Source organism: Micromonospora sp. NPDC049529 (assembly GCF_055586685.1).
The window spans coordinates 1-21,031 of the sequence record NZ_JBVJHT010000034.1; the positions used below are offsets into that span (position 1 = coordinate 1).

Genomic DNA, 21,031 nt, shown 5'->3' on the forward strand with positions numbered 1-21,031 from the left:
TCCCCCCCCCCCCCCTTTTTTTTCCCCCCCCCCCCCCCCCCTCCTCCCCCCCCCCCCCCCCCCCCCCCCCCCCCCCCCCCCCCCCCCCCCCTCCCTCCCCCCCCCCCCCCCCCCCCCCCCGCGACCGGACAAGGAGGTAGGGACATGGCGAAGCCAAGAAAGATCATCGATCCACGTGTTAAGGCTGCCCGCGTCAAGTTCGGGGTGGACCTGTGGATGGCCATGGAGCTAACCGGGTCGCCGATCACCTATCGGTGGCTCGAAGACGGAGCCCAGAAAGTCCGCGGTGTGCCACTGCCGAAGGCGACGATCTGGCGGATGCGCAAGGGCGACACGCACCCGGAGTGGCGGGTGGTGGAGCAGATGCTGAGTCTCTGCGGCATTTCCGCGGACGAGATCGCCGAGCAGTGGCACCCGGAGTGGCAGAACCTCATCTCCTACACCCGCACGATCGAGTCGGCGGACTCCACGCCGTGGGCTGCCACGTCGGCGGTGATGGAGTGCGAGCTGTGCGGTGCGGCAGTTTTCAACGAGGCACGCCATCAGGACTACCACGCTGATCAAGAGGCACTGAGTCGTCGTCGGGCGCTCCGTACGGTGTCAGCAGGTGTCGGGTAAGAGGAAATGATCGAACCGTAGGGGCCCTCTCCGGAGTATTCGGAGAGGGCCCCTACGCGTGCAGCTCCCACTTGTCGAAGCAGAGCGAGTACCTGGTCGACGGCGAGAGCCTGGTCGACCTGGCTGACGACGACGCTGAGGACCTTGCTGGGCGTACCCGGCGAGGGGACGCGCGAGCGTGGTGGGTGGCCAGGTACCTGGCGTACGCGGCCGACCGGGCGTGGGATGGCGTCTGGCCGCACTGCCCGCCGCTGCTGCTGCTCACCACCACCGCGAGCCGCGCCGCTACGTTCGTCGCGGCGGCCGCGAAGCTCATGGCGACCGCCCGCCGCCAGAGCGGCCGGTACGGTGGCCAGTCCGGCCGGGACATCGCGGCCGCCGACGCCTTGGTCGTCGCCGCGTGCGGACTCGTGCGCGACCCGGCCGCCGCGGTGACCGGCACCGTGTGGAGGCCGCCGCGCAGGTGTCGCTGCCGGAGCTGCTCGTTCGACGACCAGCCGCATCGCGGTCAGGTGGCCCGCTCCGCTTGTACGCGAGTTCGCCTGTCAGGGCGCCCGGTTACCGGTCGACGGTGAGTCGGGCGACGGCGGCGTCGAGGTCGTCGTCGGTGGGCAGGGTGTAGATCCGGGTCGACTCGAGGGAGGCGTGGCCGAGCAGCTCGGCCACGGTGACGATGTCGGTGCCGGTGCGGATGAGGTCGGTGGCGAAGGTGTGTCGCAGCACGTGCGGGGTGACGACGTCGGCGAGCCCGGCGGCGGCCGCGATCGCACCGACCAGCTCGTCGGCGGTCCGCGCAGACAGTCGTTCGCCGGCCCGGTTGAGGAACAGCGCCGGGTTGGTGTCGGCACCCGGCCAGTCCCGTCGTACGGCGAGCCAGGCGTCGAGCGCGTCCGCCAGCTCCGGGTGTACCGGCACGGACCGGTTGCGGCGGCCCTTGCCCCGAATGGTCAGCCGCCGCCGGCGTTGGGTGGTGGGCAGGTCGTCCAGGTCCAGGGCGACGGCCTCGGCGACCCGGGCGCCGGCGAACCGGAGCACGGCCGCGAGGGCCCGGTCCCGCGCCGGCGCGACCTGCGCCGCCCGCTGCCACCGGATGTCGTCGCGGCCGACGAGAGCGCGGGGCGCGCGACGGCTCGGGAGGTCGAGCCGGGCGACGGCGTCGCCGTCGAGTTTGCCGAGGCCCCGCCGGATGGCCAGGTCCGAGACGGCGGCGAGGGCGGCGTTCACGGTGGCCGGGGCCCGTTTGAGGGTGGTGTGCAGGTGTGCCTTGTAGTCGCGAGCGGCCCACGCCGCGGCGTCGGGGTCGGTGAGCGGGTCGCCGTCGACGTCGCTGTCGGCGAGCCAGGCGAGGTAGACCCGGACCCGGGACAGGTAGGTGCGCCGGGCCTGCGGGGTCATGTCCGCCCGTCCGACCGCGACGGCGTACTCATCGAGCACCACGGCGTACCGACCGGCCAAGGGTGTCGCGGTTCGGCCGCGCTGACGCGGTGCCTTGTTCTCTGAACCTGATCCGGTCGGTTGCGCGACCGCTGTTGCCGCGTTCTCTGAACCCATGGGGTCGATGTTAGTAGAGACTGGACATTCTCTGAACCTGTCGCCCTCGGCAAGCCGGGCCTGCCGGTGCGGGCCGTTCGGACCCGCCCGTCACCCGTTCTGCTTCCATTCCCGCAGCACCTCGGCGGCGGCCATGCTCCTCGGGTGTTCGTGGCCGCGGATCCGTTCGATGTCGGTCACGACTCGTTCCAGGATGGTGATGGCGTCGGTGGTGCGTCCGGCCTGCTGGTAGGAGGTGGCGAGGTTGGCGCGGGCGGTGAGCGTGTCCGGGTGTTCGTGGCCGCGGATCCGTTCGCTGTCGGTCACGACTCGTTCCAGGATGGTGATGGCGTCGGTGGTGCGTCCGGCCTGCTGGTAGGAGGCGGCGAGGTTGGCGCGGGCGGTGAGCGTGTCCGGGTGTTCGTGGCCGCGGATCCGTTCGCTGTCGGTCACGACCCGTTCCTCGATGGTGATGGCGTCGGTGGTGCGTCCGGCCTGCCAGTAGGAGCTGGCGAGGTTGGCGCGGGCGGTGAGCGTTTCCGGGTGTTCGTGGCCGAGGATCCGCTGTGCTTGGTCGATGATGGTGTGCCAGTAGGTGATGGCGGAGGTGTTCAGGCCAGCGCCGCTTGGGTGGACTTCCTTTGCTGGCCCTGCCCCAGCGCACGTAGAGCACACCGCGGGCGCCGAACTCGGGTGCGTGCGGGTTGGTTCCGAAATCGGCGAGGTCAAGCATCGCCACCTCACGTCGACGCAGCCCCCATCCGTACGTGACCTTGAACGCGGTGACGTCGATATTGATCGATCCGAGCCTTGTTGAGCCCACCTTGCTGCCCGCCGCGTCACTCACTTTTCTGAGCTGGCACTCCGTAGGGCAGCTTGCAGGTTGTTGTAAATCGTCCGTGTGTGCGGGTGGTTGTTGCCGAGTACCCGCCGGCAGTCGGTGAGGGCCTGCTCGTACAGGGGGATGGCCTGGGTCAGGTCGCCTGTCGCCTGGTAGGCGCTGGCGAGGTTGTTCACCGAGGTCAGTGTGTGCGGGTGGTTGTTGCCGAGTACCCGTCGCCGGTCGGTGAGGGCCTGCTCGTACAGGGGGATGGCCTGGGTCAGGTCGCCTGTCGCCTGGTAGGCGCCGGCGAGGTTGTTCACCGAGGTCAGTGTGGCCGGGTGGTTGTTGCCGAGTACCCGCCGGCAGTCGGTGAGGGCCTGCTTGAACAGGGGGATGGCCTGGGTCAGGTCGCCTGCCGCCTGGTAGGCGCTGGCGAGGTTGTTCACCGAGGTCAGTGTGTCCGGGTGGTCGTTGCCGAGTACCCGCCGCCGGTCGGTGAGGGCCTGCTTGAACAGGGGGATGGCCTGGGTCAGGTCGCCTGTCGCCTGGTAGGCGCCGGCGAGGTTGTTCACCGAGGTCAGTGTGGCCGGGTGGTCGTTGCCGAGTACCCGCCGGCAGTCGGTGAGGGCCTGCTTGAACAGGGGGATGGCCTGGGTCAGGTCGCCTGTCGCCTGGTAGGCGCTGGCGAGGTTGTTCACCGAGGTCAGTGTGTGCGGGTGGTTGTTGCCGAGTTCCCGTCGCCGGTCGGTGAGGGCCTGCTCGTACAGGGGGATCGCTTGGGTCAGGTCGCCTGTCGCCTGGTAGGCGCCGGCGAGGTTGTTCACCGAGGTCAGTGTGTCCGGGTGATTGTTGCCGAGTACCCGCCGGCAGTCGGTGAGGGCCTGCTTGAACAGGGGGATGGCCTGGGTCAGGTCGCCTGCCGCCTGGTAGGCGCTGGCGAGGTTGTTCACCGAGGTCAGTGTGTGCGGGTGATTGTTGCCGAGTACCTGCCGGCAGTCGGTGAGGGCCTGCTTGAACAGGGGGATGGCCTGGGGGAGGTTTCCTTGGTCGTTGAGGAACGCACCGGTCTGGTTGAGCAGGTACGCCACGGCGATGCGGTCGGCATCGGGGATGGGCGGCCCGGCGCGGGTGGCGAGCGCGTCGATGTGGGGTAGCAGGGCGCGCCAGGCGGGCCAGGTGGCGGGGTCGCGCCAGTCGTCGGGTAGCGCGGTGGCCAGTGTGGTCGTGGCGGCGATGTAGGCGGCGGTGATGTCGTCGGGTTGGCGGTGTGGGTTGTCAGGGTCGGGAGTGCGGGCGACGGCCTGGACGAGTCGGTGCACTGTGATGGTTTCGGTGGTGTGGTCGAGGGTGAGCATGTTGTACGCGGCCAGCCGGCCGACCGCGTGCACCACCGCTGGTTCCTCGCCGCCGATTCCGTGCAGGATGGTGCGGGGGATTGCTTCGGGGGAGTACCAGGCCAGCGTCCGTAGGAGTTGGCCGGGTAGGGGGTCGTTGGCGAGTTTGTCGAGGGTGACCTGCCAGACCCGGGCGATGGTCCGTTCGGCAGCACGGCCTTCGCCGCCGTCGCGATACATACGGGCCGGATATCGGGCGAGCAGCCGCAGGTAATCGCGGGCAGGCACGCCGGTCTCCGCTAGGTAGGCGCCGGCCTGCTCCACGGCCAGCGGCAGGTACCCGAGCTCGGCGCAGACTGCGGCGGCGTCGGTGGGGTCGATGACGGCGTCGGCGCGGGTCACGATTGCGGTGAGCAGGTCGACGGCTTGCTGAGGTTCGAGTACGTCGAGGCGGAGCGGGGTGACGATGTCGGGCCAGCCGGTGGCGCGGCGGCTCGTTACCACGATCCGTCCCCGGGGCAGCCGGGCCAGCAGGTCGGTGATGTGGCCGGGGTCGGTGATGTTGTCCAGGATCAACAGCCACCTGTCGTGGGCGGCGAGCCACCGCACGGCCCGCTCCCGCAGGACCGGTGACGGCAGGACCTTCCCGAGGGTCGGTTGCAACGCGGTAGCGAGGGCGACCAGTCCGGTGTCGAGAGCGGCGGGACTGTCGGCGGTGATCCACCATATCGGGCTGTAGGCGTCGTGATGAATGGCTGCCCATCGGGCCACCAGGGTGCTCTTGCCGATCCCCCCGAGCCCGTGGACCGCCTGCACGACCACCACACCCGGATCCTGGGCCACCTGATCCAGCCGCCGCAGCGTGTCTTCACGACCCACGAACAACCGCGGCCGCATCGGCAGATTCACCAGGCCGGCCGGCGCCGGCACCTCCTCCGGTGCTTGCAGCGCCTCCGGCGGCAGCACCGTGTTGAACTGCAGGTTGGTCGTCTGGGGACCGGTGGAGGTGATGCCGGAGATAGTGCCGGCCGTGATCCCGCCCGACCCGGCTGCAACGGCGGGGATAGCGGATGACACCGGCGGCGCCGGATCAACCTGAGCGGGCACCGGCCGCCTGCGCCGGGGCAGCCAGGTCACCGGTGCTGGATGTTCGTCGTGTTGTTCCCGGTCGAGGCGATGCCCGTGATGTCCCCACCCGCGCTGATCGACCCCGACCCACCCGAAGACGTCACCGGGCCCTGTTCTGGTGTGGATGACCCCGACGGGGCCAGCACGACCGCAGCGACCGCAACCACCAGACTGGCGACCGCCGCCAGCCAACTGGCCACCTCCACCCCCTGCAGACCGAACACCAACGCGGCTACCCCCAAGCCGGCGGCCACCACCACACCTACCCCGATGATCACCCAACGTCGCGACAGCATCACCACATCATCAAACCGCAGTGCAACCGAGGCCATCCACGATGAGGGCACCTTTCACCGGCGGCCGTCCGATCGCCCCGCCTCGGCGAAGCCGGCGGCCTCGGCGTCGGTGATTGCCCCGTATCCGACGACCAGCCGCGTCACGGTCAGGCGGCCTGCTCTGCTTGTACGCGGAACTGGCTTGTCAGGGCGCCGGTTACCGTTCGACGGCGGCGTCGAGGTCGTCGTCGTTAGGCAGGGTGTAGATCCGGGTCGACGGCACCTCGAACCCGCCTTGGACCACCCAACTCGGGACGGCTGCGTCGTCCCGAGTCAGACCTGCGAGCATGGCGACGAACGTCGCCGCCCGCCAAGGCCAGGCCGGGCAGCAGTGGCGTAGGTGAACCCTCTCGCCGGCCGAGCGCCGGCAAGGGATGGCGGCCCGGGGAATCCCCAGAATCGACCCAGCCTCACCGTCCCGGATTTCCGCCCCCATAATGCACCTTATGGAGGCGGTTTTCTGTCACACCCCGGAGATACCCTCAAACCTCACCGGATCAGCCTAAGAACGACAAAAGGGAAGCAATGGACACCGTGGACCCCGACCTCATGCCAGACCTGTCCGACTACTCCGCGACCGCCGACGATGCCGGCGAGTGGTTCCTCTCGGACCACCCGTGGGCGGTGGCCGAGCGGACCCGCCGCCGCGCCGCGAACATCGAGCGTGAGATGGCGAACATGGCGACCGTCAGGGACTGGATCGACCGCATCCACGCTGCGGACGCCGCAGGCGACTTGGTTGACCGGCCCGCCGGCTGGCGGAACAACCTCGTGGGCCTGGCCGAGTCGATGGCGCCGGTCGTCGACGAGCACCACCGCGAAACGGTGCGGGAGTCCGCCGAGCCAGACGACGTGTGGCTGGCCAAGGAGCGCCGCGACCTGGTCCAGCGACGCCGCTGGACCGACGACAGCTACGTCTACCCCGCGCACCTGATCGGCCCAGGTGCGGCCGCGTACCCGCCGCCCGGCTGGGAGGCGCAGCGGTGACCGCGCCGGAGCCGGTGACTGTGGAGTACGACTACACGCTGTTCGAGTACAACGCGGACGGCGGCGAGGTCAGCCAGTACCGGGGCGACGAGAGCATGGAGTGGGACCTGGTCGGTGTCGACACCACCGCCGCCGACCAGGTCGCGGGCGATCGCCACGCAGTGGAAGCCGGAGGCGGCGGACGTCGCTGCCTGGATGGTGCGGGCACGGGTCGACGGCGTGGAGGCCGAGGCGTGGGATCCGACGAGCCAGGCCCCGCCGGCCGGGCCGATCAGCCGCCAGGACCTGGAGGACCAGCAGACCCGGGCGGCGAGGGCCGTGCACGAGGTGCTGGCCCGGTTCCCGCGTGAGTGGGAGACCGCTGGTGAGCTGGCCGCGCTGATGGCCGCCCTGCCGGTCGACACCCCGGTCAGTGTCGCCGACACCGTTGCCGTCGACCCCGACCTGGCGCCGGGCACACCGACCGTCACCGCGGCGGTCGCCGAGCCCATCACTCGGCTGGACAACAAGCTGGTCGACGTCATCGATGACGACGGCCGGGTCCGGCAGTACGGGCGGATGTTGCCGGCGATCGAACTGGGCGCCGTCATCGTCGCCGAGGGCGCCGCCGTGCCGGCGCGGACGGTCGCGTATCCGCGGTACGAACGTGCCCTCGAAGCGCTGGACGACGGCGACGTCGACGCCGCGCTCACGGCCCAGACGATGCTGCTGAATGAGATCGCCGCGCTGCTGACCGACACCCCGGCCGGTCCGGACGGCACCCCGGTCACGGTGCCGGCCTGGATCAGCGACGCCGACCTGCGCGGGCAGCTCGGTGTCGAGGCCGAGCGGCTGCGCCAGACCGCCGCCCGGCTCGACGCGCTGCGGATCCGGATCGCCCACGCGAAGGCCGCCGACGCGGAAGGAGACCCGAGTTGACCGCGCTGGCCGAGGTGCTGGCGGACATCGCCGCCACCGACCCGTCCCGGCACGGCCACGCCGGCCCGGACACCCCGGAGATCACGGCCCGGTACGCCCACCGCAACCGGCTGATCTGGTCCGCGCTCGCTCTGGCGCACGAGGCTGGCGTGCCGGCCGGCGTCGGCTACGACCCGAGCGACCCGCGCCCGGTCGTGGTCTACATCGACCTGCCGGTCGGGCAGATCTCCTGGCACCTGCCCGCGTACGCCGGCGAGTGGGACGGCCACAGCACCACGGAGAAGTACAAGCGCGTCGACGCGTACGTTGCCGGCCCGATCGCCATGACGCCGGCAGGCCGCCAGTGAGCGACGCCATCACCGGGGAACTGCTCCCCGCCGTCCGCCCCGCCAACGCCGTGGTGCTCGACGTCGACGGGGATCCGCCGCCGGCCGACGTCGAGCAGCTCGTGCGCGACTGGCTCATGGAGTACCGGTCGGCGAACTCCCGGGCCGCGTACCGGGGCGACATCCGCCGGTGGCTGGACTACCTGACCGCGTCCGGGCTGGATCCGCTCGGCCCGCCCACCCGCACGCACGTCGCGGCCTGGCTCGCCGTGCTCGCCGACGTCCGCGGCGAACGGGTGGCCACCCGCGCCCGCCGGCTGTCGGCCGTGTCGTCCTGGTACGACTGGCTGCGGACCCAGGGGCGGGTGTCGCACAACCCGGTCGCCGAACTCAAGCCGGAGCTGCGTCCGCAGTGGCCCAAGGAGTCCAGCCTGCCGAGCCTCAGCCGTGACGAGACCGCCGCGTTGCTGGCGGCCGCCGACGCGTACACCGGTGCCACCGGCCCGGAACGCGCTGGCGCGATCGTCTCCGTGCTGCTCTACGGCGGGCTGCGGGTGTCGGAACTGGTCGACGCGACGGTCGACCAGTACGGCCACTCCCGTGGCCACCGGGCGCTGCGCGGTTTCACCGGCAAGGGCGACAAGACCCGCGATGTGGTCCTGCCGGCCCCGGCCGCGCACCGGCTCGACGTCTACCTCGCCGGCCGGGCCGACCTGGCTGCCGACCGCGTACCCGCCCGCCCCGGCGAGAAGGCGCCGGCCCGGCCGCTGATCGCCACCGGCACCGGCCGACCGCTGGACCGGGGTACCGTCTGGCGGCTGCTGCGCAGCCTCGGCCGCCGCGCCGGCCTCCGGGTCAAGCTCAGCCCGCACGTGCTGCGGGCCACCTACGTCACGCTCTCCCGCGACGCCGGCGTGCCCCTGGAGGACATCCAGGACGGTGCCGGCCACGCCTCGGTGGCCACCACCCGCCGCTACGACCGCGCCGCCGTACGACTCGACCGGTCACCGGGCTACGCACTCGCCGCGTACCTCAGCGAGTGACCCCCGGTCGGGCCGATCCGGCGGTGGGCCACGATGACCGTGCCGGAGTTGGTCGACGAGTGGGACGACCGAATCGACGCGCAGGCCGCGCAGATGCTCTCATCGACGCCGCCGCGTACGCCGCCCCGCCAGGACGAGCCGAGTAGCTCGTGACGGCGCCTGGGTGGGGGAGGACCTCCCCGGCCGGGGGCCGGAGCGCGGTGGGGGTTAGCGCGTGCCAAGGTCGTATAAAACTCGAACCCGGGCCGATGATCAGCCGGCCGGTGAGTCGGCAGACGGCTGGACCATTGACATCCGTAACTATCATCATTGATTATTGCAATGACGGATTTCCGAACACGGGGAGGATTCATGCGTTTAAGATCGCTAGTTGCGGCGGGTGTCGCGATGTTGATCGATTTCTGACTGACTCACTGGTATGGGGGAACAATCTATGGCAAGAGGCTTAGCTCTAATCCCGCGACGAATTGATGAGGGGTCGGTTGTGAATCGACGAGTTGCCAAACCTGCACGTGCACTGGCGGTAGCGGCAATGCTGGCTGCAACCGTTGGGGTTGGAGTTGTGAGTACCGCCAGCCCTGCGGCAGCAGCTCCCACTGGGTGTAGCGCAAAGGAGAAGTATCACGTCCCTGGCGAGACTTGGGCTTACTGCTCGGGCGGGACCGGATATTTCAGGGCGATTAGCTATTGTAGTTCCACGCCAACGTCGACCTGGGGTGTCTACGCCTACGGTGGATGGCGAGGAGTGACGGGCAGCGGCGAGAGTTCGGTCGCTATTTGTCCCAGCGGGCATCCGTACCTGGTGGACGGAACATATCAGACTGGATGAATGTCCGGGACGTGATCCACGCGTTCAACGATCGGGGTTCGACGCGTTGAACCCAAAATGAAGCGGGGGGCGCACCGAGACGGATCGATGAGCAGACCAGCCTGGATTTGTGTCATCGCCCGGTGCGCCCCCCCCGGTTCCTCGGTCGAGTGCCCCGATATCCCGGGGGTTGCGCTGCGGTGCGGACGCGACCCAGGGGCCGGAGAGCCGCCAGACCAGGACCCTCCCGCGTCCGGCCAGATCTCCAGGCGCCACCGCAGGTGCTCCCGGTCGGATGGGGTGATCCACACGCGCACCCACCGGGGTACCCGATTCGGTCCGAAACAGGCTCTGCGGTCGCACTCGCACAGCGAGTCCGCCGATTTCGTGCGATTTTCAGCGGCAATGGCAAACGGTGGGCGTGTCGCTCTGTGCTCGCCTACGCTCGCCCGGTGCTGCTGACCTACGTCGACGAGTCGTTCACGCCCGAGACGTACTGGATGGGCGCCCTGCTGGTGCCGGAGTCCCAGGCGCTGCCGCTCACCGCAGCGCTCGACGCCGTGGTCGAGGATGCCGCGAAGCTGTACGGCGTGCCGGCCGGTGCCGAGTTGCACGGGTACGACATGCACAGCGGCAAGGGGGACTGGAAGGGCGTTCCGCTCCGGGTTCGGATCCCCGTCTACGCGGCGGCGATGCGGGCGATCGGGGAGCATGAGGTGTCGATCATCCTGCGGGGTGTGGACCGGGTTGGCCTGGCCCGCCGGTACGGTGTCGCGCAGAAGCCGGCGCACGAGGTGGTGCTGTCGCACCTGTTGGAGCGGATCGACGCGTACGCCGCCCAGGAGGAGCAGTTGGCGCTGGTGATCGCCGACGAGGTCGATGACCAGTCGGCGCACCGGGCGGACCTCACCCGGTACCGGGTGTCGGGAACCGGCGGGTACCGGTCCCGGAAGATCAGCCGGATCGTCGACACGCTGCACTTCGCCCCGTCGCACTCGTCCCGCCTGGTCCAGGCGGTCGACCTGGTGACGTTCCTGCACCGCCGCATGGAGACGGTGCTGCCTAAGGATCCACGGGTGGCCGCGACGAATGCCAGTCTCTGGGGGTGGGTCCAGCCTCGGGTGCACCACACCCGGTGTTGGTGGCCGCTGCCCAGCTTGCAGCCGCTGCCGGCGGCCCTGGAGACGCACGAAGGCCCCGCGCTGGGCGGGGCCTAAGGCGGTGCGGGAGCCCGGAGGCGTCCTGCACGTACGACTGTAACAGCCACAGTCGGTGACGTTCAGTATCTACTGACTTACTGACCTACTGACTTGGTAGAAGCTGCCGGCGGTCAGGCGGCGGGAGGCGTGAACCAACGTCGGCCGGTGCAGTGCCACGATGCGGAGCTGCTCGATCGCGTCGGCCACGGCGCGGGCCTCGGTCGGACGCTGCGGCCACCACTGGCCCAGGATCGGGCTCACCAGGTCGACCACGTCCCATAGCGGCGCGTCGACGGGCAGCGCGGCCAGCCCGTCCCGGCCGGCGACGAGTGCGGCGTACGCGGCCCGCTCCCACTGGTCCCCGGGCCAGCCGACCTGCCGTAGCACCTCGGCCCGGTCGACCACCACGGTGTACGCCACGCGGATGTCGGCGACCAGTTCCAGGTCGGTCAAACCGGCCAGTTCGCGCACGGACCGTTCGGCCAGCTCGGGATCGTAGGTGCCGCTCACCCAGCCGACGGTAGACGAGACGGCCGCGCCGCCGGTCGCCCACCATCGGTGCTGCGGAGGGCCAGGACAAGGGCGTCCTCGTCGACGCCGGTGATCTGCGCTGCGCGGAAGCTGTGCTCGCGGCAGAGGTCAGGTCCGGGTCAACAGCCTTGTCGCCCGCTGCTGATCTGGTAGCGGTAGCCCTGCCAGTCGATGTAGCCGATCGCGGCGACGCAGTAGTTGGCGGTGCCGGTAACCCCACGTGGTCCGGCGTAGTAGGCGTAGTTGCCGGAGTCCGCGCTGGAGCTGGCCGCGATGGTGCACGGCTGTCCCTCGCCGGACTGCTCCGTACACCGGTACGCGCGTACATAGGTCGGTGCGGCCACCCCGTACGCGGCACCCTTGTGGTAGAAGCAGGCGCTGTTCGTGCCGCCGTTGGAGGTGTTGTAGAAGATCGTCAGCTCGCCCGGACCGTAGGTACGGCTGTAGGTGATGGTCCCGGAGCACGAGACGGCGGCCTGTGCGGGTGACGCGGTGAGGACGACGAATGCGCCGCCCGTGGTCACCAGGGCCAGGAGGAGTGCGAAAACTCTGCGGACGTGATGCAAAAGCTTGCTCCCTTCGATGCGTTTCCGGTCGGGACGGACCCGCGGGCCGACGGGAGGATCTCGAACGCCGAAGCCCGGCGGGCGGCACCCGGTAGACCGCACGGCACTGCCGGATCAGGTGCCTCGCGGAGGTAGCCGGTCGTCCATTCCGCAGAAGGACCGGCGACGCTGACCGGAGATCGGCCCCGGTCAGGTCGATAAACGATCCCACCTCAAACGGTCATTCGAGATGAATGCGTTTCAAGGGCGCATAGTGCAGAGTTTGCCAAACATCGATGCTTGGGTCGATAGCGGATGACTGTCGAATCAACGACAGCCGTCCGCTAGACGCCGCCCCCGGTGACCGGGACGGGGGCGCTCCGGGCGCGCAGCAGCCAGTGCACCGCCGCCCGCCGCCCGGATCCGCGCGGTCGACGCCGACGCCGGCCGGCGCCTGGTTGACGTGCTGGTCTCCCGGACCGGCCCACGCGCCCGCATCCGCCACGACGCGGCGATCCCACGCGAGGACGCCGCGCCGACCGTGCACACCGCCTTGCTCGCCCGGCCGCTGATCGTCTGGTCGACCGAGCAGCTCGCCGCTCTGCGGCTGGCGGTGCCGCACCCGGACTGGCCCCGGGCGTACGGGTACGTCACTTCGGAACGGTCTACGCGGTGTCGCTGGACTCGGCCCGCTGGCGCGGCCAGCTCGACGAGCGCCGCGCGACGGTAGATGAGACGACAGCGCCGCCGAGACGGACCATCGTCTCGGCGAGCGCATCCCCGGCCTTCGTCGCGCGCCCCAGCTCCTGGGCGATCTGCTCCAGCCGGTTCACCTGCCCCGACCCGACGCAGCGCGCTCCGCCGAGCCCGGCAACCGCCGCTTTCTTGAGGCTGATTCCTATGCTGAAAAGGGGCAACGACTGGCAGGGAGAGCCCATGCTCGGGGACATTGCAGATTCGGTAAGCGCGGTTGCGGTAGTGGTGTCCCTGCTTCTACTGGCGCGGCAGACCAGCAAATTGCGGGAGCAGACGGAAATTACCAACCTGATGGGACGGTACGAGGCGCTCAGCTCCGCGAGCGAGCGGTACGACCAAGCCTTAATGCTGATCTTCCAGCATCCTGAGCTCCGGCCGTACGTGCTGGAAGGCCGTCCCCTCGCCGACGACGACCCTAACCGTGATCGAGCGCTGCTGGTGGCCGACATCATGGCTGGGGCGATTGACCATGCAAACCGGGTGGCGAAGCGGTTTCCGGACCCGCAACACGATCAAGGGTGGCAGCGAATCGCTGTTGCAGTCTCCCGGCGTCCGGTCTTTCAAGCGTTGTTTTCCAAGGCGCCGCACGAGTTTCCCGACTTGATGGCAGCCCTGGTCACCTCCGGACAACAACATGCTGCTGTCGAACCGGTCCTCGAAGGTCGAAGCCAGCGGTGATGGCTCACCGGGCCGGTGGGCGGGATCGTAGGTGCCGCTCACCCAGGCGACGGTAGACGAGACGACCGCGCTGCCGATGGGCAGATCACCGCCCGTACCTTGCTGCCGCCCGGCGACATCACCTGGGACGGGGCAACGCTGTCCGCCGGCGGGGTGGAGCTCGCGCAGCTCGGCCAGCCCGTCCCGGCCGGCGACCAGCGCGGCGTACGCGGCCCGCTCCCACTGGTCCCCGGGCCAGCCGGTCGCCTGGCGCAGCGCTTCGGCCCGGTCGACCACCACGGCGTACGCCGCCCGGATGCCGTCGACCAGTTCCAGGTCGGTCACGGCGGCCAGCTCGCGCACGGACCGCTCGGCCAGCTCGGGATCGTAGGTGCCGCTCACCCAGTCGACGGTAGACCTGGCCCTCGCGACTGGGCGCCGCCGGCGGCCGAACCGCCTGTCACCCCGAGAAGGGGGTGACAGGCGGCGCGCTGTTCGACATCGGTTCGCGGTCCGGACCGGGCGTCGCGGTGTTGCCGCGCCGGGTGCGGGTTGTCAGCGGAAGGGCGGAGCTTCGGTGCGGGTGCCGTCGGCGTCAACAACCGTGACTCTTCCGCCCGCTTTGCCTGCATTGGTTTGCAGCTGGAGCATCAGTTTTCGCAGCTCTTCGTCGGACGGCTTCTTCTCGTAGATCAACACCGTCTGGTTGCCGTTCGGATGTTCGAGATCGATGCGATGAACCCAGTTGCTCGGCACATTGTCGAGGTGGTACGCCGGGTCGGAGTGGCTGTTGTTGTAGGCGGTTGCGCTGATTGTCGTCACAGGGGGCAGGGTACGGCGACATCCACCCGGCCCGGACCGACCAAAGTTCCACCAGCCCCGCCGCACCCAGGCGAACCTGCGGTCGCCCCGCCACCGATGACAGGTCCGGCTGCCGCACCGGTCCGGGCCACATCGGCCTGTGACCGGACCGAGCAACGTCGTTCAGAGGGGCGTCGGGTGGCTCGTCGCCGGGGGCGTCCCTTGTCACCGCGACGTCCCCGCGACGGTCGTCTGTCAGGGTCTGTCAGCGCAGGCCACGGCCGGTTTGACAGACCGCGCGAGGGTCGACCAGTGTCCAGACTCCCTCGTGAAACGAGGGCACTCTCTCCCCAGGGGGGACGCGATCGACGTCGACCAGGCCCACGCCGACAACACCGCCCGCGCCGGCAAGGACCAGGCCGACCACAGCGGCCAGTGGCAACGCCGCGCCGCCGGGCTACGCGACGAGGCCGCCATACGCGCCGCGATGCACCCCGACCTGGCCCGGCTGGAGGACATCGGCCGCGACATCGAACAGACCGCCGCCCGGCTCCGGCGCCCACCAACACCGGCACCCCGACCGGCGCCCGAGCACGGCCTGCACCACCGCCACCCCGGCATCGACCGAGGCCCGTCCATCGGCCTGTAGCCGAACCGGGCACGTCGTTCACGGGGCCGTCAGGGGGCTCGTCGCCGGGGGCGTCGCTTGTCACCGCGACGTCCCCGCGACCGTCGTCTGTCACGATCTGTCAGTGCAGGCCACAGCCGGTTTGACAGATCACCGCCGGCCCGGTTCGTGTCCAGACTCCCTCGTGAAACGAGGGCACTCTCTCCCCAGGGGGACGCTGGCCAGCCTGGAAACGGCTTCCGCCGGTGCTTCCACAGGCCCTTCCACCGGACCTTCCCCGGCCGCTACCGTTTACGGCCGTCGATCCGTCCCCGGCGGACCTCTGTCAGTGCAGGCCAGAGCCGCTGTGACAGACCAAGAACGGGTCGCCGCGCGATCCGACACCCTATCGAGATAGGGACCACTTTCCGCCGTGGATGGTCAGCACGCGAGTACGTGCCCACCATCCACGCGGAAGCCGTTGACTTCCCTGGGAAGCAGAGCAATCCTCGAAGCCACACCACACCCACATGATCAGCACCACCTCCCCGCCCGCACCAGCAGCCAGGCGCGATCCGCGTCGCCTCGCCCACCCGCCGTACGCGGCCGGTCGGCGCCGACGCCCCCGCCACCGGCTGCCGGTCCCGGCCCGGAACCCCTCAGTTGTGGACTTGGCGCACACGGCCGGTCACGATGAGTTGATGAGTGGTCAGCAGCAACCCAGCCGGTGGGCCGGACTCCCGCCCGCCGAACGCGCCCGCCGCCAGGCACAGTCCGAGGCCGACAAGGCCCGCACCGCCAGCGACGCCAACCCCACCCAACCGATCACCGAGGCCGAGCGCCGCCGTCGCCAGAGCCAGGCCGACGCCGCCCGCGCCAACTCCGTCATCGACCACGAGGAAGCCGTCTACCGGACCGTGTCCAGCGGCGACATCAACTTCATGGACAAGCACGACTGGTAGCCCCTGCCCGGCAGGCGTCACCGGACGAGGTCCCCACGATGCTGCTGGCGGCCGTCAGGCGGTGCCGGGCAGCCCGTCCCGGCATCCGCTCATTGCCCCCGGTAGCAAGGGGGCTCTTTACCTCGTTGTGGCCCTGGTCGCCCGGCACCGACCCCCTGACCGAGGCTGCGGAAACGCCGCACCAGACAGATGCCCCAAGGGGGAGGGGGGGACGGAAGGTCCCCCCGCCCGTGCTGGCGGCACCGGAGCATACGGGGCCTCACCCCGCGTGCGGGTTTGGGAACTTCGGGCCCGCTGGTTACCTGGCGCGGGCGGGTCTATGTGGCGGTCGGCTCGCCGCCGCCGACTGGATGCGCGGGGCGCCCTTCCCGCCGCTGCTCTTGCCACCGCTGTTCGCCATGACCTCATCGTGGCGGCTCCCAGCGCCGCCAACACTCAAACCCGACCAGGAAACACTGAAGTGGAAACGGTGCGGATCTCGGTCGGGACGGTGCCCGGCGGTGCCGGGAGCAAGCTGGAGACAAAGGCAGCCTTACGGGTAGTCGAGCAGAGCGGTGGCGATCAGGCCAATGACGATCGAGACCGCCAGGATGATCACGACGAGTACGCCGACGGTGCTCAGTTCAGGTTGCTCATGCCTGCGTCGGTGACGTGGGGTGTGTCTGCGCGGGTTGCGTTCGGGGCGGTAGCCGGTTGCCTCAGGCCACTCCGACTCGTCGGCCGAGGTGTTCATGGCCTGCGACCAGGTGGGTCGGTCGGCCATGGCCCGGCCGTGCGAGATTCCGGGCGGCGGCCAGGCTTCGCCGTACGGGTGCCAGGGGCCACCGGCCGGGTGAATCTTAATCCTCGGGAGTTCCTCGGTGTCCTGGTCCTCGATCCGGCGGGCCCTAATCGTCGGGAGTTCCTCGGTGTCTTCCTCCAGTGCGGCCTTGGCGGCGAGCTCCTCGCTGTCCTCCTCGTAGTAGCTGGCGATGACCTCGTCGAACTTGTCCCGTGACGGAGACCTGTCCTTGCCGGCGAGGCGGTCGGTTGCCTTGGTGAGCCGGTCCACCTCGTCGTCGGCGAGCAGGAAATTGTTCAACAGATAGGTGGGGTCGGCACCCACCGCGACTCCGATCTTGTTGACGACCGGGAAGGACGGCAGGGTATGCGCGGCGAAGGTGCGTTCGATCACCTCGGGTGACTGACCGGTCTGCTTGGCGATCGTGTTGATCGTGTGTGCGCCGAGCTCGGCGCACACACGCAGGTACGACGCCAGTGATCGGTGCGCCGGTGTGGCGGTGGAGACCGGTGAGATGCCGACCGGTTGCGCGGTGCTGGTTAAGGCGCTGGCGCCCACCTGTACGTTGCGCAGGGCTGGGTCGGATTCGATGAAGGCCACGATCTGGGCCAGTTTTTCGCGGAGTTCGCGGAGTTCGGCGCGTTCCCAGACGCTGTCGCTGATGGCCACGTCGTGGTTGCGCCGGAAGTGTTCGGCTCTGTCGGTGAGTAGGCGGATTTGTTGGGTGGCCTCGGCGTACTTGGCCTCCAGCTCCGCGGCGCGGGTCGTCAACGTTCCTGCCGCGCGCAACGCGACGGCGTGGTCGTCGGTGAGGGTCCTGAACTCCTGGATCTTCTTCTCCAGGGCCTGCCGGGTGGCGCACAGCTCCGTGCGCAACGCGACGGCCTCTGGGATGCCCCCGCCACGGTCAACCGGGGCGGTGTCCCGGTCGCCGTCCGGCGACTCATCGTGGGCGGCGTCGTACAGCCTCCGCAGCCGTTCGTGCTGAGCGGGCCGGTCCTCGTCGGACACGCAGTGCCGCAGTACCGCCTCGATGGTCTTCCAGGGCGGACCCTTCTGTGAGCGGCTGCTCATGTGCTCCGACAGCCGTTTGGCGATGTCTCTGCTTGTCCGCGTGTCGGATTCGGCGAGTTCGAGGCGCATCCGCATCGCGAGCTGCTGGAGGCAGCCCTTCTCGCCGAACGCTGTCACCAGCAGTTGGCGGACGGCGATCAACAGTTCGGCGGTCTCCGGGGTGTGCTTGTCCCGCATATGCTGCTCGGTCCGCGGTGCCCGGGCCTGTCGCTTCGGCTTTGGTGCAGGAATCGGTGGGGTCTCGTCGGCCGGGGTGGCCATGCCTCTCCTTCACGAGGTAAGGGGTGTCCAAGTGGCCGACGAGATGCGGGGTGGGCGCGGGTGGCGGACCAACGTCGGTCGGAGGGTGTGCACACACATTGTGACCGGCCGCTGTGACGGCCCGCCGTCAGTTCTTCAATGGAGTTGACCGGGTGGTTGGCCGGGTTGTCCGAGCGTTGCCCGGTACGCGTCTGACCGCGTGACAGCACTGTATGACCGGTTGGAGCCAACAGAATCCGGACAACCAGCCCGGTCAACACCCGGACAACCGGCCAACAGGAATGATTCATGGATGCCAATCTTCCGGACATCGTGACGTTGACCGTGAGGTAGACGGACATTGCTCTGCGTAGCCAATCTGGATGCCGTCGAGGGCTCGGACAGTTCCGGCCCGAGGATCAGATCGAGGAGCGACGTGGACACCACCGGAAAGACCCAGCCGTCGTGGCGGCGCAGGACTGCGACCTCCGCCTACCAGATGAGCGTGGTCTGCGACCTCGCCGCGCTGCTCACCACCGTGGACGGCCCGGCTGAGTTGGTTCTCCGTGGAACCGCGCTCGGCCTGCGGACCCTCGCGCGGGCGCTGGAATCACCGACGATCCCGAGGCGGCGTGACCCCACCGGATGAACCGACCGTCGGTAGGGGCGCCGGTATCGGCATCGAAGCCCTCGACGCGTGAGGGCCAACCAGTGCCGTACCGGCGCCTGCGGCTCGACGAGCGTTACGGCCGTATACCTCGGCACCGTTAGCGGCGGCGTTACCTTGATCGTGACGATCGCAACGTCAGATGGGCGGCCAGATGGCCAGGACGGCGGTGATGGCAGCGCCGACGAAGCCGGCCAGGAGCAGCGGCACCGCCCAGCCGATCAGCCGGTACTTGCCGCGCACGAGGTCGGAGCGCCACCGCAGCTCCCTGGCCTTGTGCAGTGGGGTGAGTGCCGCCCCGTTGGCGGGGGTGAGCCGGGTGAGGATCGTGGCGGTGTCGGTGTCGGCGTACGCCATGAAGCCGACGTTGCCGCCGCCGAGGCGTGGCCGGGAGGCCAGGAGCAGGAGCACGACGGCGGCCAGGACCAGCACCGCGGTGACGACGCCGGCGGCGGCCGCGAGGCCGGTCAGTCCCCGGCCGGCGCCGGTGGCGAGGACCGCGAACCCGGCGGACGCGAGGATGCCGGCGACCTGGAGGTAGCCGGCGGCTTTGGGGTCGACCCGCAGCCCTTCGGGCACGCCCGGCTGACCCGCCACGGTGAGGACCTGGTCGACGTCGACCAGCTCGCCGAGCACGCCCGGTTCGAACTGACCGGACACGACGTTTCCGGAGTTGCCGGAGCCCGCTAACGCGCGGGGGGGGAACCCGCGAACCCAAAGGACGTGCAAATCCGAGACCCGGTCAGAGGTGGGCGGGGCGCCAGGTTCCGATGTCGGATCCGCTGACCGCCATGGACCTGTTCGTTTCGTGCGAGAGGGTTGGTTGGAACTCGCCGAGATCCCCGGCGGGGCGGCCGTACTCCCGGTCGCTCGATGTGATCATCAAGGCGGTCGTGTGGCCGATGGTCGTCTCCGCAGGTGGGCGGACCAAGGTGGCAACCACTTCCACCACTGGTTCGCCGAACCCGGTTAGGAAATCGGCGGCCACCGCGCCCGCGAACGTCGCCACCATCAGACAGCCGCGCAGCTTGCGTTTCCAGAGTCCCACGGCATCGAGTGTGACGACTGCGAGCGGCTGGCGTCAGCCGCTGTGAAGGCGTTCACAGGGCACGTGTCACGCCCCAACCGCCACCTGGTCAGCGCACCAGTTCGGGGCCCGAGTGGTCGCCGGTTCGAACGTTCGCACCGCCAAAAACGCGCGCGGGCGCGAGGCCCCGCCCGGGGGTGGGGGTCGGAAGTTGTCGACGACCACGCCGGAGACCCACGCCCAGCCTCCGAAATTTTCCCTACGAGGCCCGGGGGGAGCCCTGAGCGACCGGAGCGATCAGCCGGTGATCGAGCTGATCACCGCCCGGATCACGGGCGGCGCAGCGTACGGGCCGGGCGTTGACGGCACCGTTGCGGGCCAGGTCACCGGGGGTGCGGTCCGGACACCTGGCAAACGCGCGGGCGGTCCGGCCGCGTACCACCGGAGCGTTGGCGGCGGCGTTACCGGTGTCCGTTTCCGCGTGTTTCCAGTGTCCTGACCTGCGTGGTAGCACCGCTGGTGCTACCGGCGGGGGTACGCTTCGCCCATGACCGCGAAGCGCAGCATCAGCGTCCCGGACGATGTCAGCGAGTGGCTCGACGGCCAGCCGAACGCGTCGGCGGCGATCACCGCCGCCGTCCGTGCCCAGATGGCCGGCGGTCGGGTCGACGAGGTGATGCGCCGGGCCGGGATCGAGGTGACCGAGGCGGGCAAGGCCCGGTGGCGTGATCGCCTGGCGGAGCCGATGCCGGCCGACGTGCTCGACGCCGGCCGCCGGTTGCTCGACGACGCCGCGTGAGCCAGGAGATCGCGGTCGTCCTCGACGACACCGCGCTGCGGGCGTACGTGGCCGGGCAGGTCGCGGTCGGTGAGCTGATCGCCGAGATCGCCGACGAGGACCGGCAGGTGGGTGTCCCGGCCGCGTGTCTGGCCGCCGCGTACACCGCGACCACCGACGAGGTCGGTACCGCGCTGCTGGCCCTGCTGATGTCCACCCCGGCCGTGCGGCTGTTGCCGCTCGGGGTCGAACCGGGCGCCGACGATGTTCGCCAGACCGGGGCGTTCGCCCGTGCGGCCGGGGACCTGGCCACCGGTCACGCGATCCGGTCCGCGCTGGCCCACCAGGCCCACTACGCCACCGCCAAGCCCGGCCCGGCCGCCGGCATCCTCCCGGCCGGGTGGGGCGTGATCGACCTCAGCGAGGCGTAGCCGCGACGGGGGGGGAGGGGGGGGGGGGGGGGGAGGGGGGTGGGGGCCCTGTTTGTGTTGAGAGGGGGGTGTGGTGTGGGCGATGTACTCGGTCTTCATCTCTGCAGGAGGGCGGAAAAAGTGTC

Annotated in this window: 25 protein-coding genes; 12 read left to right on the forward strand and 13 right to left on the reverse strand. The window is 69.9% G+C overall.

Annotated elements, in window-relative coordinates:
- The first annotated feature begins 144 nt into the window (after positions 1–144).
- Complete coding sequence (locus ACZ6QQ_RS35760) at positions 145–618, forward strand: hypothetical protein (RefSeq protein ID WP_465882389.1); 474 nt, start codon at positions 145–147, stop codon at positions 616–618.
- Positions 619–689: 71 nt separating this feature from the next.
- Entirely contained in the window at positions 690–1,193 is a 504-nt protein-coding gene (locus ACZ6QQ_RS35765) for a hypothetical protein (protein WP_465882390.1), read from the forward strand.
- Here ACZ6QQ_RS35765 and ACZ6QQ_RS35770 read toward each other — a convergent pair.
- The 5 genes from ACZ6QQ_RS35770 to ACZ6QQ_RS35790 all read right to left on the reverse strand — a co-directional run bounded on the left by ACZ6QQ_RS35770 (position 1,177) and on the right by ACZ6QQ_RS35790 (position 6,057).
- A complete protein-coding gene (locus ACZ6QQ_RS35770) occupies positions 1,177–2,169 on the reverse strand; it encodes a tyrosine-type recombinase/integrase (protein ID WP_465882391.1) in 993 nt (330 codons plus the stop codon). The genes ACZ6QQ_RS35765 and ACZ6QQ_RS35770 overlap by 17 nt on opposite strands.
- A 90-nt stretch (positions 2,170–2,259) precedes the next feature.
- Positions 2,260–2,823 carry a tetratricopeptide repeat protein gene (locus ACZ6QQ_RS35775; RefSeq protein WP_465882393.1) on the reverse strand — a complete coding sequence of 188 codons (564 nt, stop codon included), beginning with the start codon at positions 2,821–2,823 and terminating at the stop codon, positions 2,260–2,262.
- A gap of 168 nt (positions 2,824–2,991) precedes the next feature.
- Positions 2,992–5,382, reverse strand: coding sequence for a tetratricopeptide repeat protein (locus tag ACZ6QQ_RS35780; protein WP_465882395.1), 2,391 nt, complete (start codon positions 5,380–5,382; stop codon positions 2,992–2,994).
- A 56-nt stretch (positions 5,383–5,438) separates the two neighbouring features.
- A complete protein-coding gene (locus ACZ6QQ_RS35785) occupies positions 5,439–5,765 on the reverse strand; it encodes a hypothetical protein (RefSeq protein ID WP_465882396.1) in 327 nt (108 codons plus the stop codon).
- Between the two features lie 160 nt (positions 5,766–5,925).
- Entirely contained in the window at positions 5,926–6,057 is a 132-nt protein-coding gene (locus tag ACZ6QQ_RS35790) for a hypothetical protein (protein WP_465882398.1), read from the reverse strand.
- 236 nt (positions 6,058–6,293) lie between these two features.
- Between ACZ6QQ_RS35790 and ACZ6QQ_RS35795 the strand changes: the two genes are divergently transcribed.
- From ACZ6QQ_RS35795 to ACZ6QQ_RS35815, 5 genes are all read left to right on the forward strand, one after another.
- Positions 6,294–6,755 (forward strand): hypothetical protein, encoded by a 462-nt coding sequence (locus tag ACZ6QQ_RS35795; RefSeq protein ID WP_465882399.1) that lies wholly within the window; start codon positions 6,294–6,296, stop codon positions 6,753–6,755.
- Between the two features lie 114 nt (positions 6,756–6,869).
- Positions 6,870–7,673 carry a hypothetical protein gene (locus ACZ6QQ_RS35800; protein WP_465882401.1) on the forward strand — a complete coding sequence of 268 codons (804 nt, stop codon included), beginning with the start codon at positions 6,870–6,872 and terminating at the stop codon, positions 7,671–7,673.
- The gene (locus ACZ6QQ_RS35805) at positions 7,670–8,020 is read left to right on the forward strand and encodes a hypothetical protein (RefSeq protein WP_465882402.1); all 351 of its coding nucleotides are present in this window, start codon (positions 7,670–7,672) and stop codon (positions 8,018–8,020) included. Before ACZ6QQ_RS35800 ends, ACZ6QQ_RS35805 begins: the two co-directional genes overlap by 4 nt.
- On the forward strand, positions 8,017–9,042 hold the full coding sequence (locus ACZ6QQ_RS35810) for a tyrosine-type recombinase/integrase (RefSeq protein ID WP_465882404.1): 1,026 nt from the start codon (positions 8,017–8,019) through the stop codon (positions 9,040–9,042). Before ACZ6QQ_RS35805 ends, ACZ6QQ_RS35810 begins: the two co-directional genes overlap by 4 nt.
- Before the next feature lie 1,260 nt (positions 9,043–10,302).
- Positions 10,303–11,067 carry a DUF3800 domain-containing protein gene (locus ACZ6QQ_RS35815; RefSeq protein WP_465882406.1) on the forward strand — a complete coding sequence of 255 codons (765 nt, stop codon included), beginning with the start codon at positions 10,303–10,305 and terminating at the stop codon, positions 11,065–11,067.
- A 69-nt stretch (positions 11,068–11,136) separates the two neighbouring features.
- Here the strand turns inward: ACZ6QQ_RS35815 and ACZ6QQ_RS35820 are convergent, their stop codons facing one another.
- From ACZ6QQ_RS35820 to ACZ6QQ_RS35840, 5 genes are all read right to left on the reverse strand, one after another.
- Complete coding sequence (locus tag ACZ6QQ_RS35820; protein WP_465882408.1) at positions 11,137–11,559, reverse strand: hypothetical protein; 423 nt, start codon at positions 11,557–11,559, stop codon at positions 11,137–11,139.
- Positions 11,560–11,699: 140 nt separating this feature from the next.
- Entirely contained in the window at positions 11,700–12,104 is a 405-nt protein-coding gene (locus tag ACZ6QQ_RS35825; protein ID WP_465882409.1) for a hypothetical protein, read from the reverse strand.
- Between the two features lie 686 nt (positions 12,105–12,790).
- Positions 12,791–13,075 (reverse strand): hypothetical protein, encoded by a 285-nt coding sequence (locus ACZ6QQ_RS35830; RefSeq protein ID WP_465882410.1) that lies wholly within the window; start codon positions 13,073–13,075, stop codon positions 12,791–12,793.
- Between the two features lie 148 nt (positions 13,076–13,223).
- Positions 13,224–13,940 carry a hypothetical protein gene (locus ACZ6QQ_RS35835; protein WP_465882412.1) on the reverse strand — a complete coding sequence of 239 codons (717 nt, stop codon included), beginning with the start codon at positions 13,938–13,940 and terminating at the stop codon, positions 13,224–13,226.
- A gap of 153 nt (positions 13,941–14,093) precedes the next feature.
- Positions 14,094–14,360, reverse strand: coding sequence for a hypothetical protein (locus ACZ6QQ_RS35840; protein WP_465882413.1), 267 nt, complete (start codon positions 14,358–14,360; stop codon positions 14,094–14,096).
- 307 nt (positions 14,361–14,667) lie between these two features.
- On the opposite strand from ACZ6QQ_RS35840, the gene ACZ6QQ_RS35845 reads away from it, so the two are divergent.
- Both ACZ6QQ_RS35845 and ACZ6QQ_RS35850 read left to right on the forward strand, forming a co-directional pair.
- Positions 14,668–14,988, forward strand: a complete 321-nt coding sequence (locus tag ACZ6QQ_RS35845) for a hypothetical protein (protein WP_465882415.1) — start codon at positions 14,668–14,670, stop codon at positions 14,986–14,988.
- Between the two features lie 659 nt (positions 14,989–15,647).
- Entirely contained in the window at positions 15,648–15,908 is a 261-nt protein-coding gene (locus ACZ6QQ_RS35850; RefSeq protein WP_465882417.1) for a hypothetical protein, read from the forward strand.
- A 532-nt stretch (positions 15,909–16,440) separates the two neighbouring features.
- On the opposite strand, the gene ACZ6QQ_RS35855 is transcribed toward ACZ6QQ_RS35850, so the two are convergent.
- Positions 16,441–17,940, reverse strand: a complete 1,500-nt coding sequence (locus ACZ6QQ_RS35855) for a hypothetical protein (protein ID WP_465882419.1) — start codon at positions 17,938–17,940, stop codon at positions 16,441–16,443.
- Positions 17,941–18,439: 499 nt separating this feature from the next.
- Here ACZ6QQ_RS35855 and ACZ6QQ_RS35860 point away from each other — a divergent pair, with 499 nt between their 5' ends.
- Positions 18,440–18,652, forward strand: a complete 213-nt coding sequence (locus ACZ6QQ_RS35860; protein ID WP_465882421.1) for a hypothetical protein — start codon at positions 18,440–18,442, stop codon at positions 18,650–18,652.
- A 156-nt stretch (positions 18,653–18,808) separates the two neighbouring features.
- Here the strand turns inward: ACZ6QQ_RS35860 and ACZ6QQ_RS35865 are convergent, their stop codons facing one another.
- Positions 18,809–19,330 carry a Pycsar system effector family protein gene (locus ACZ6QQ_RS35865; protein ID WP_465882423.1) on the reverse strand — a complete coding sequence of 174 codons (522 nt, stop codon included), beginning with the start codon at positions 19,328–19,330 and terminating at the stop codon, positions 18,809–18,811.
- An 82-nt stretch (positions 19,331–19,412) separates the two neighbouring features.
- Positions 19,413–19,682 carry a hypothetical protein gene (locus ACZ6QQ_RS35870; RefSeq protein WP_465882424.1) on the reverse strand — a complete coding sequence of 90 codons (270 nt, stop codon included), beginning with the start codon at positions 19,680–19,682 and terminating at the stop codon, positions 19,413–19,415.
- A gap of 562 nt (positions 19,683–20,244) precedes the next feature.
- Between ACZ6QQ_RS35870 and ACZ6QQ_RS35875 the strand changes: the two genes are divergently transcribed.
- Positions 20,245–20,496, forward strand: a complete 252-nt coding sequence (locus ACZ6QQ_RS35875; protein WP_465882425.1) for a hypothetical protein — start codon at positions 20,245–20,247, stop codon at positions 20,494–20,496.
- Positions 20,493–20,906 (forward strand): hypothetical protein, encoded by a 414-nt coding sequence (locus tag ACZ6QQ_RS35880; protein WP_465882426.1) that lies wholly within the window; start codon positions 20,493–20,495, stop codon positions 20,904–20,906. The genes ACZ6QQ_RS35875 and ACZ6QQ_RS35880 overlap by 4 nt, the downstream gene beginning before the upstream one ends.
- Positions 20,907–21,031 lie beyond the last annotated feature (125 nt).

Bases quoted from the DNA above. Each gene is read 5' to 3' on its own strand.
- ACZ6QQ_RS35785 (WP_465882396.1), bottom strand. From the start codon at position 5,765: ATGGCCTCGGTTGCACTGCGGTTTGATGATGTGGTGATGCTGTCGCGA.
- ACZ6QQ_RS35770 (WP_465882391.1), bottom strand. From the start codon at position 2,169: ATGGGTTCAGAGAACGCGGCAACAGCGGTCGCGCAACCGACCGGATCA.
- ACZ6QQ_RS35760 (WP_465882389.1), top strand. From the start codon at position 145: ATGGCGAAGCCAAGAAAGATCATCGATCCACGTGTTAAGGCTGCCCGC.
- ACZ6QQ_RS35870 (WP_465882424.1), bottom strand. From the start codon at position 19,682: ATGGTGGCGACGTTCGCGGGCGCGGTGGCCGCCGATTTCCTAACCGGG.
- ACZ6QQ_RS35795 (WP_465882399.1), top strand. From the start codon at position 6,294: ATGGACACCGTGGACCCCGACCTCATGCCAGACCTGTCCGACTACTCC.
- ACZ6QQ_RS35850 (WP_465882417.1), top strand. From the start codon at position 15,648: ATGAGTGGTCAGCAGCAACCCAGCCGGTGGGCCGGACTCCCGCCCGCC.
- ACZ6QQ_RS35875 (WP_465882425.1), top strand. From the start codon at position 20,245: ATGACCGCGAAGCGCAGCATCAGCGTCCCGGACGATGTCAGCGAGTGG.
- ACZ6QQ_RS35855 (WP_465882419.1), bottom strand. From the start codon at position 17,940: ATGCGGGACAAGCACACCCCGGAGACCGCCGAACTGTTGATCGCCGTC.
- ACZ6QQ_RS35830 (WP_465882410.1), bottom strand. From the start codon at position 13,075: ATGTCCCCGAGCATGGGCTCTCCCTGCCAGTCGTTGCCCCTTTTCAGC.
- ACZ6QQ_RS35790 (WP_465882398.1), bottom strand. From the start codon at position 6,057: ATGCTCGCAGGTCTGACTCGGGACGACGCAGCCGTCCCGAGTTGGGTG.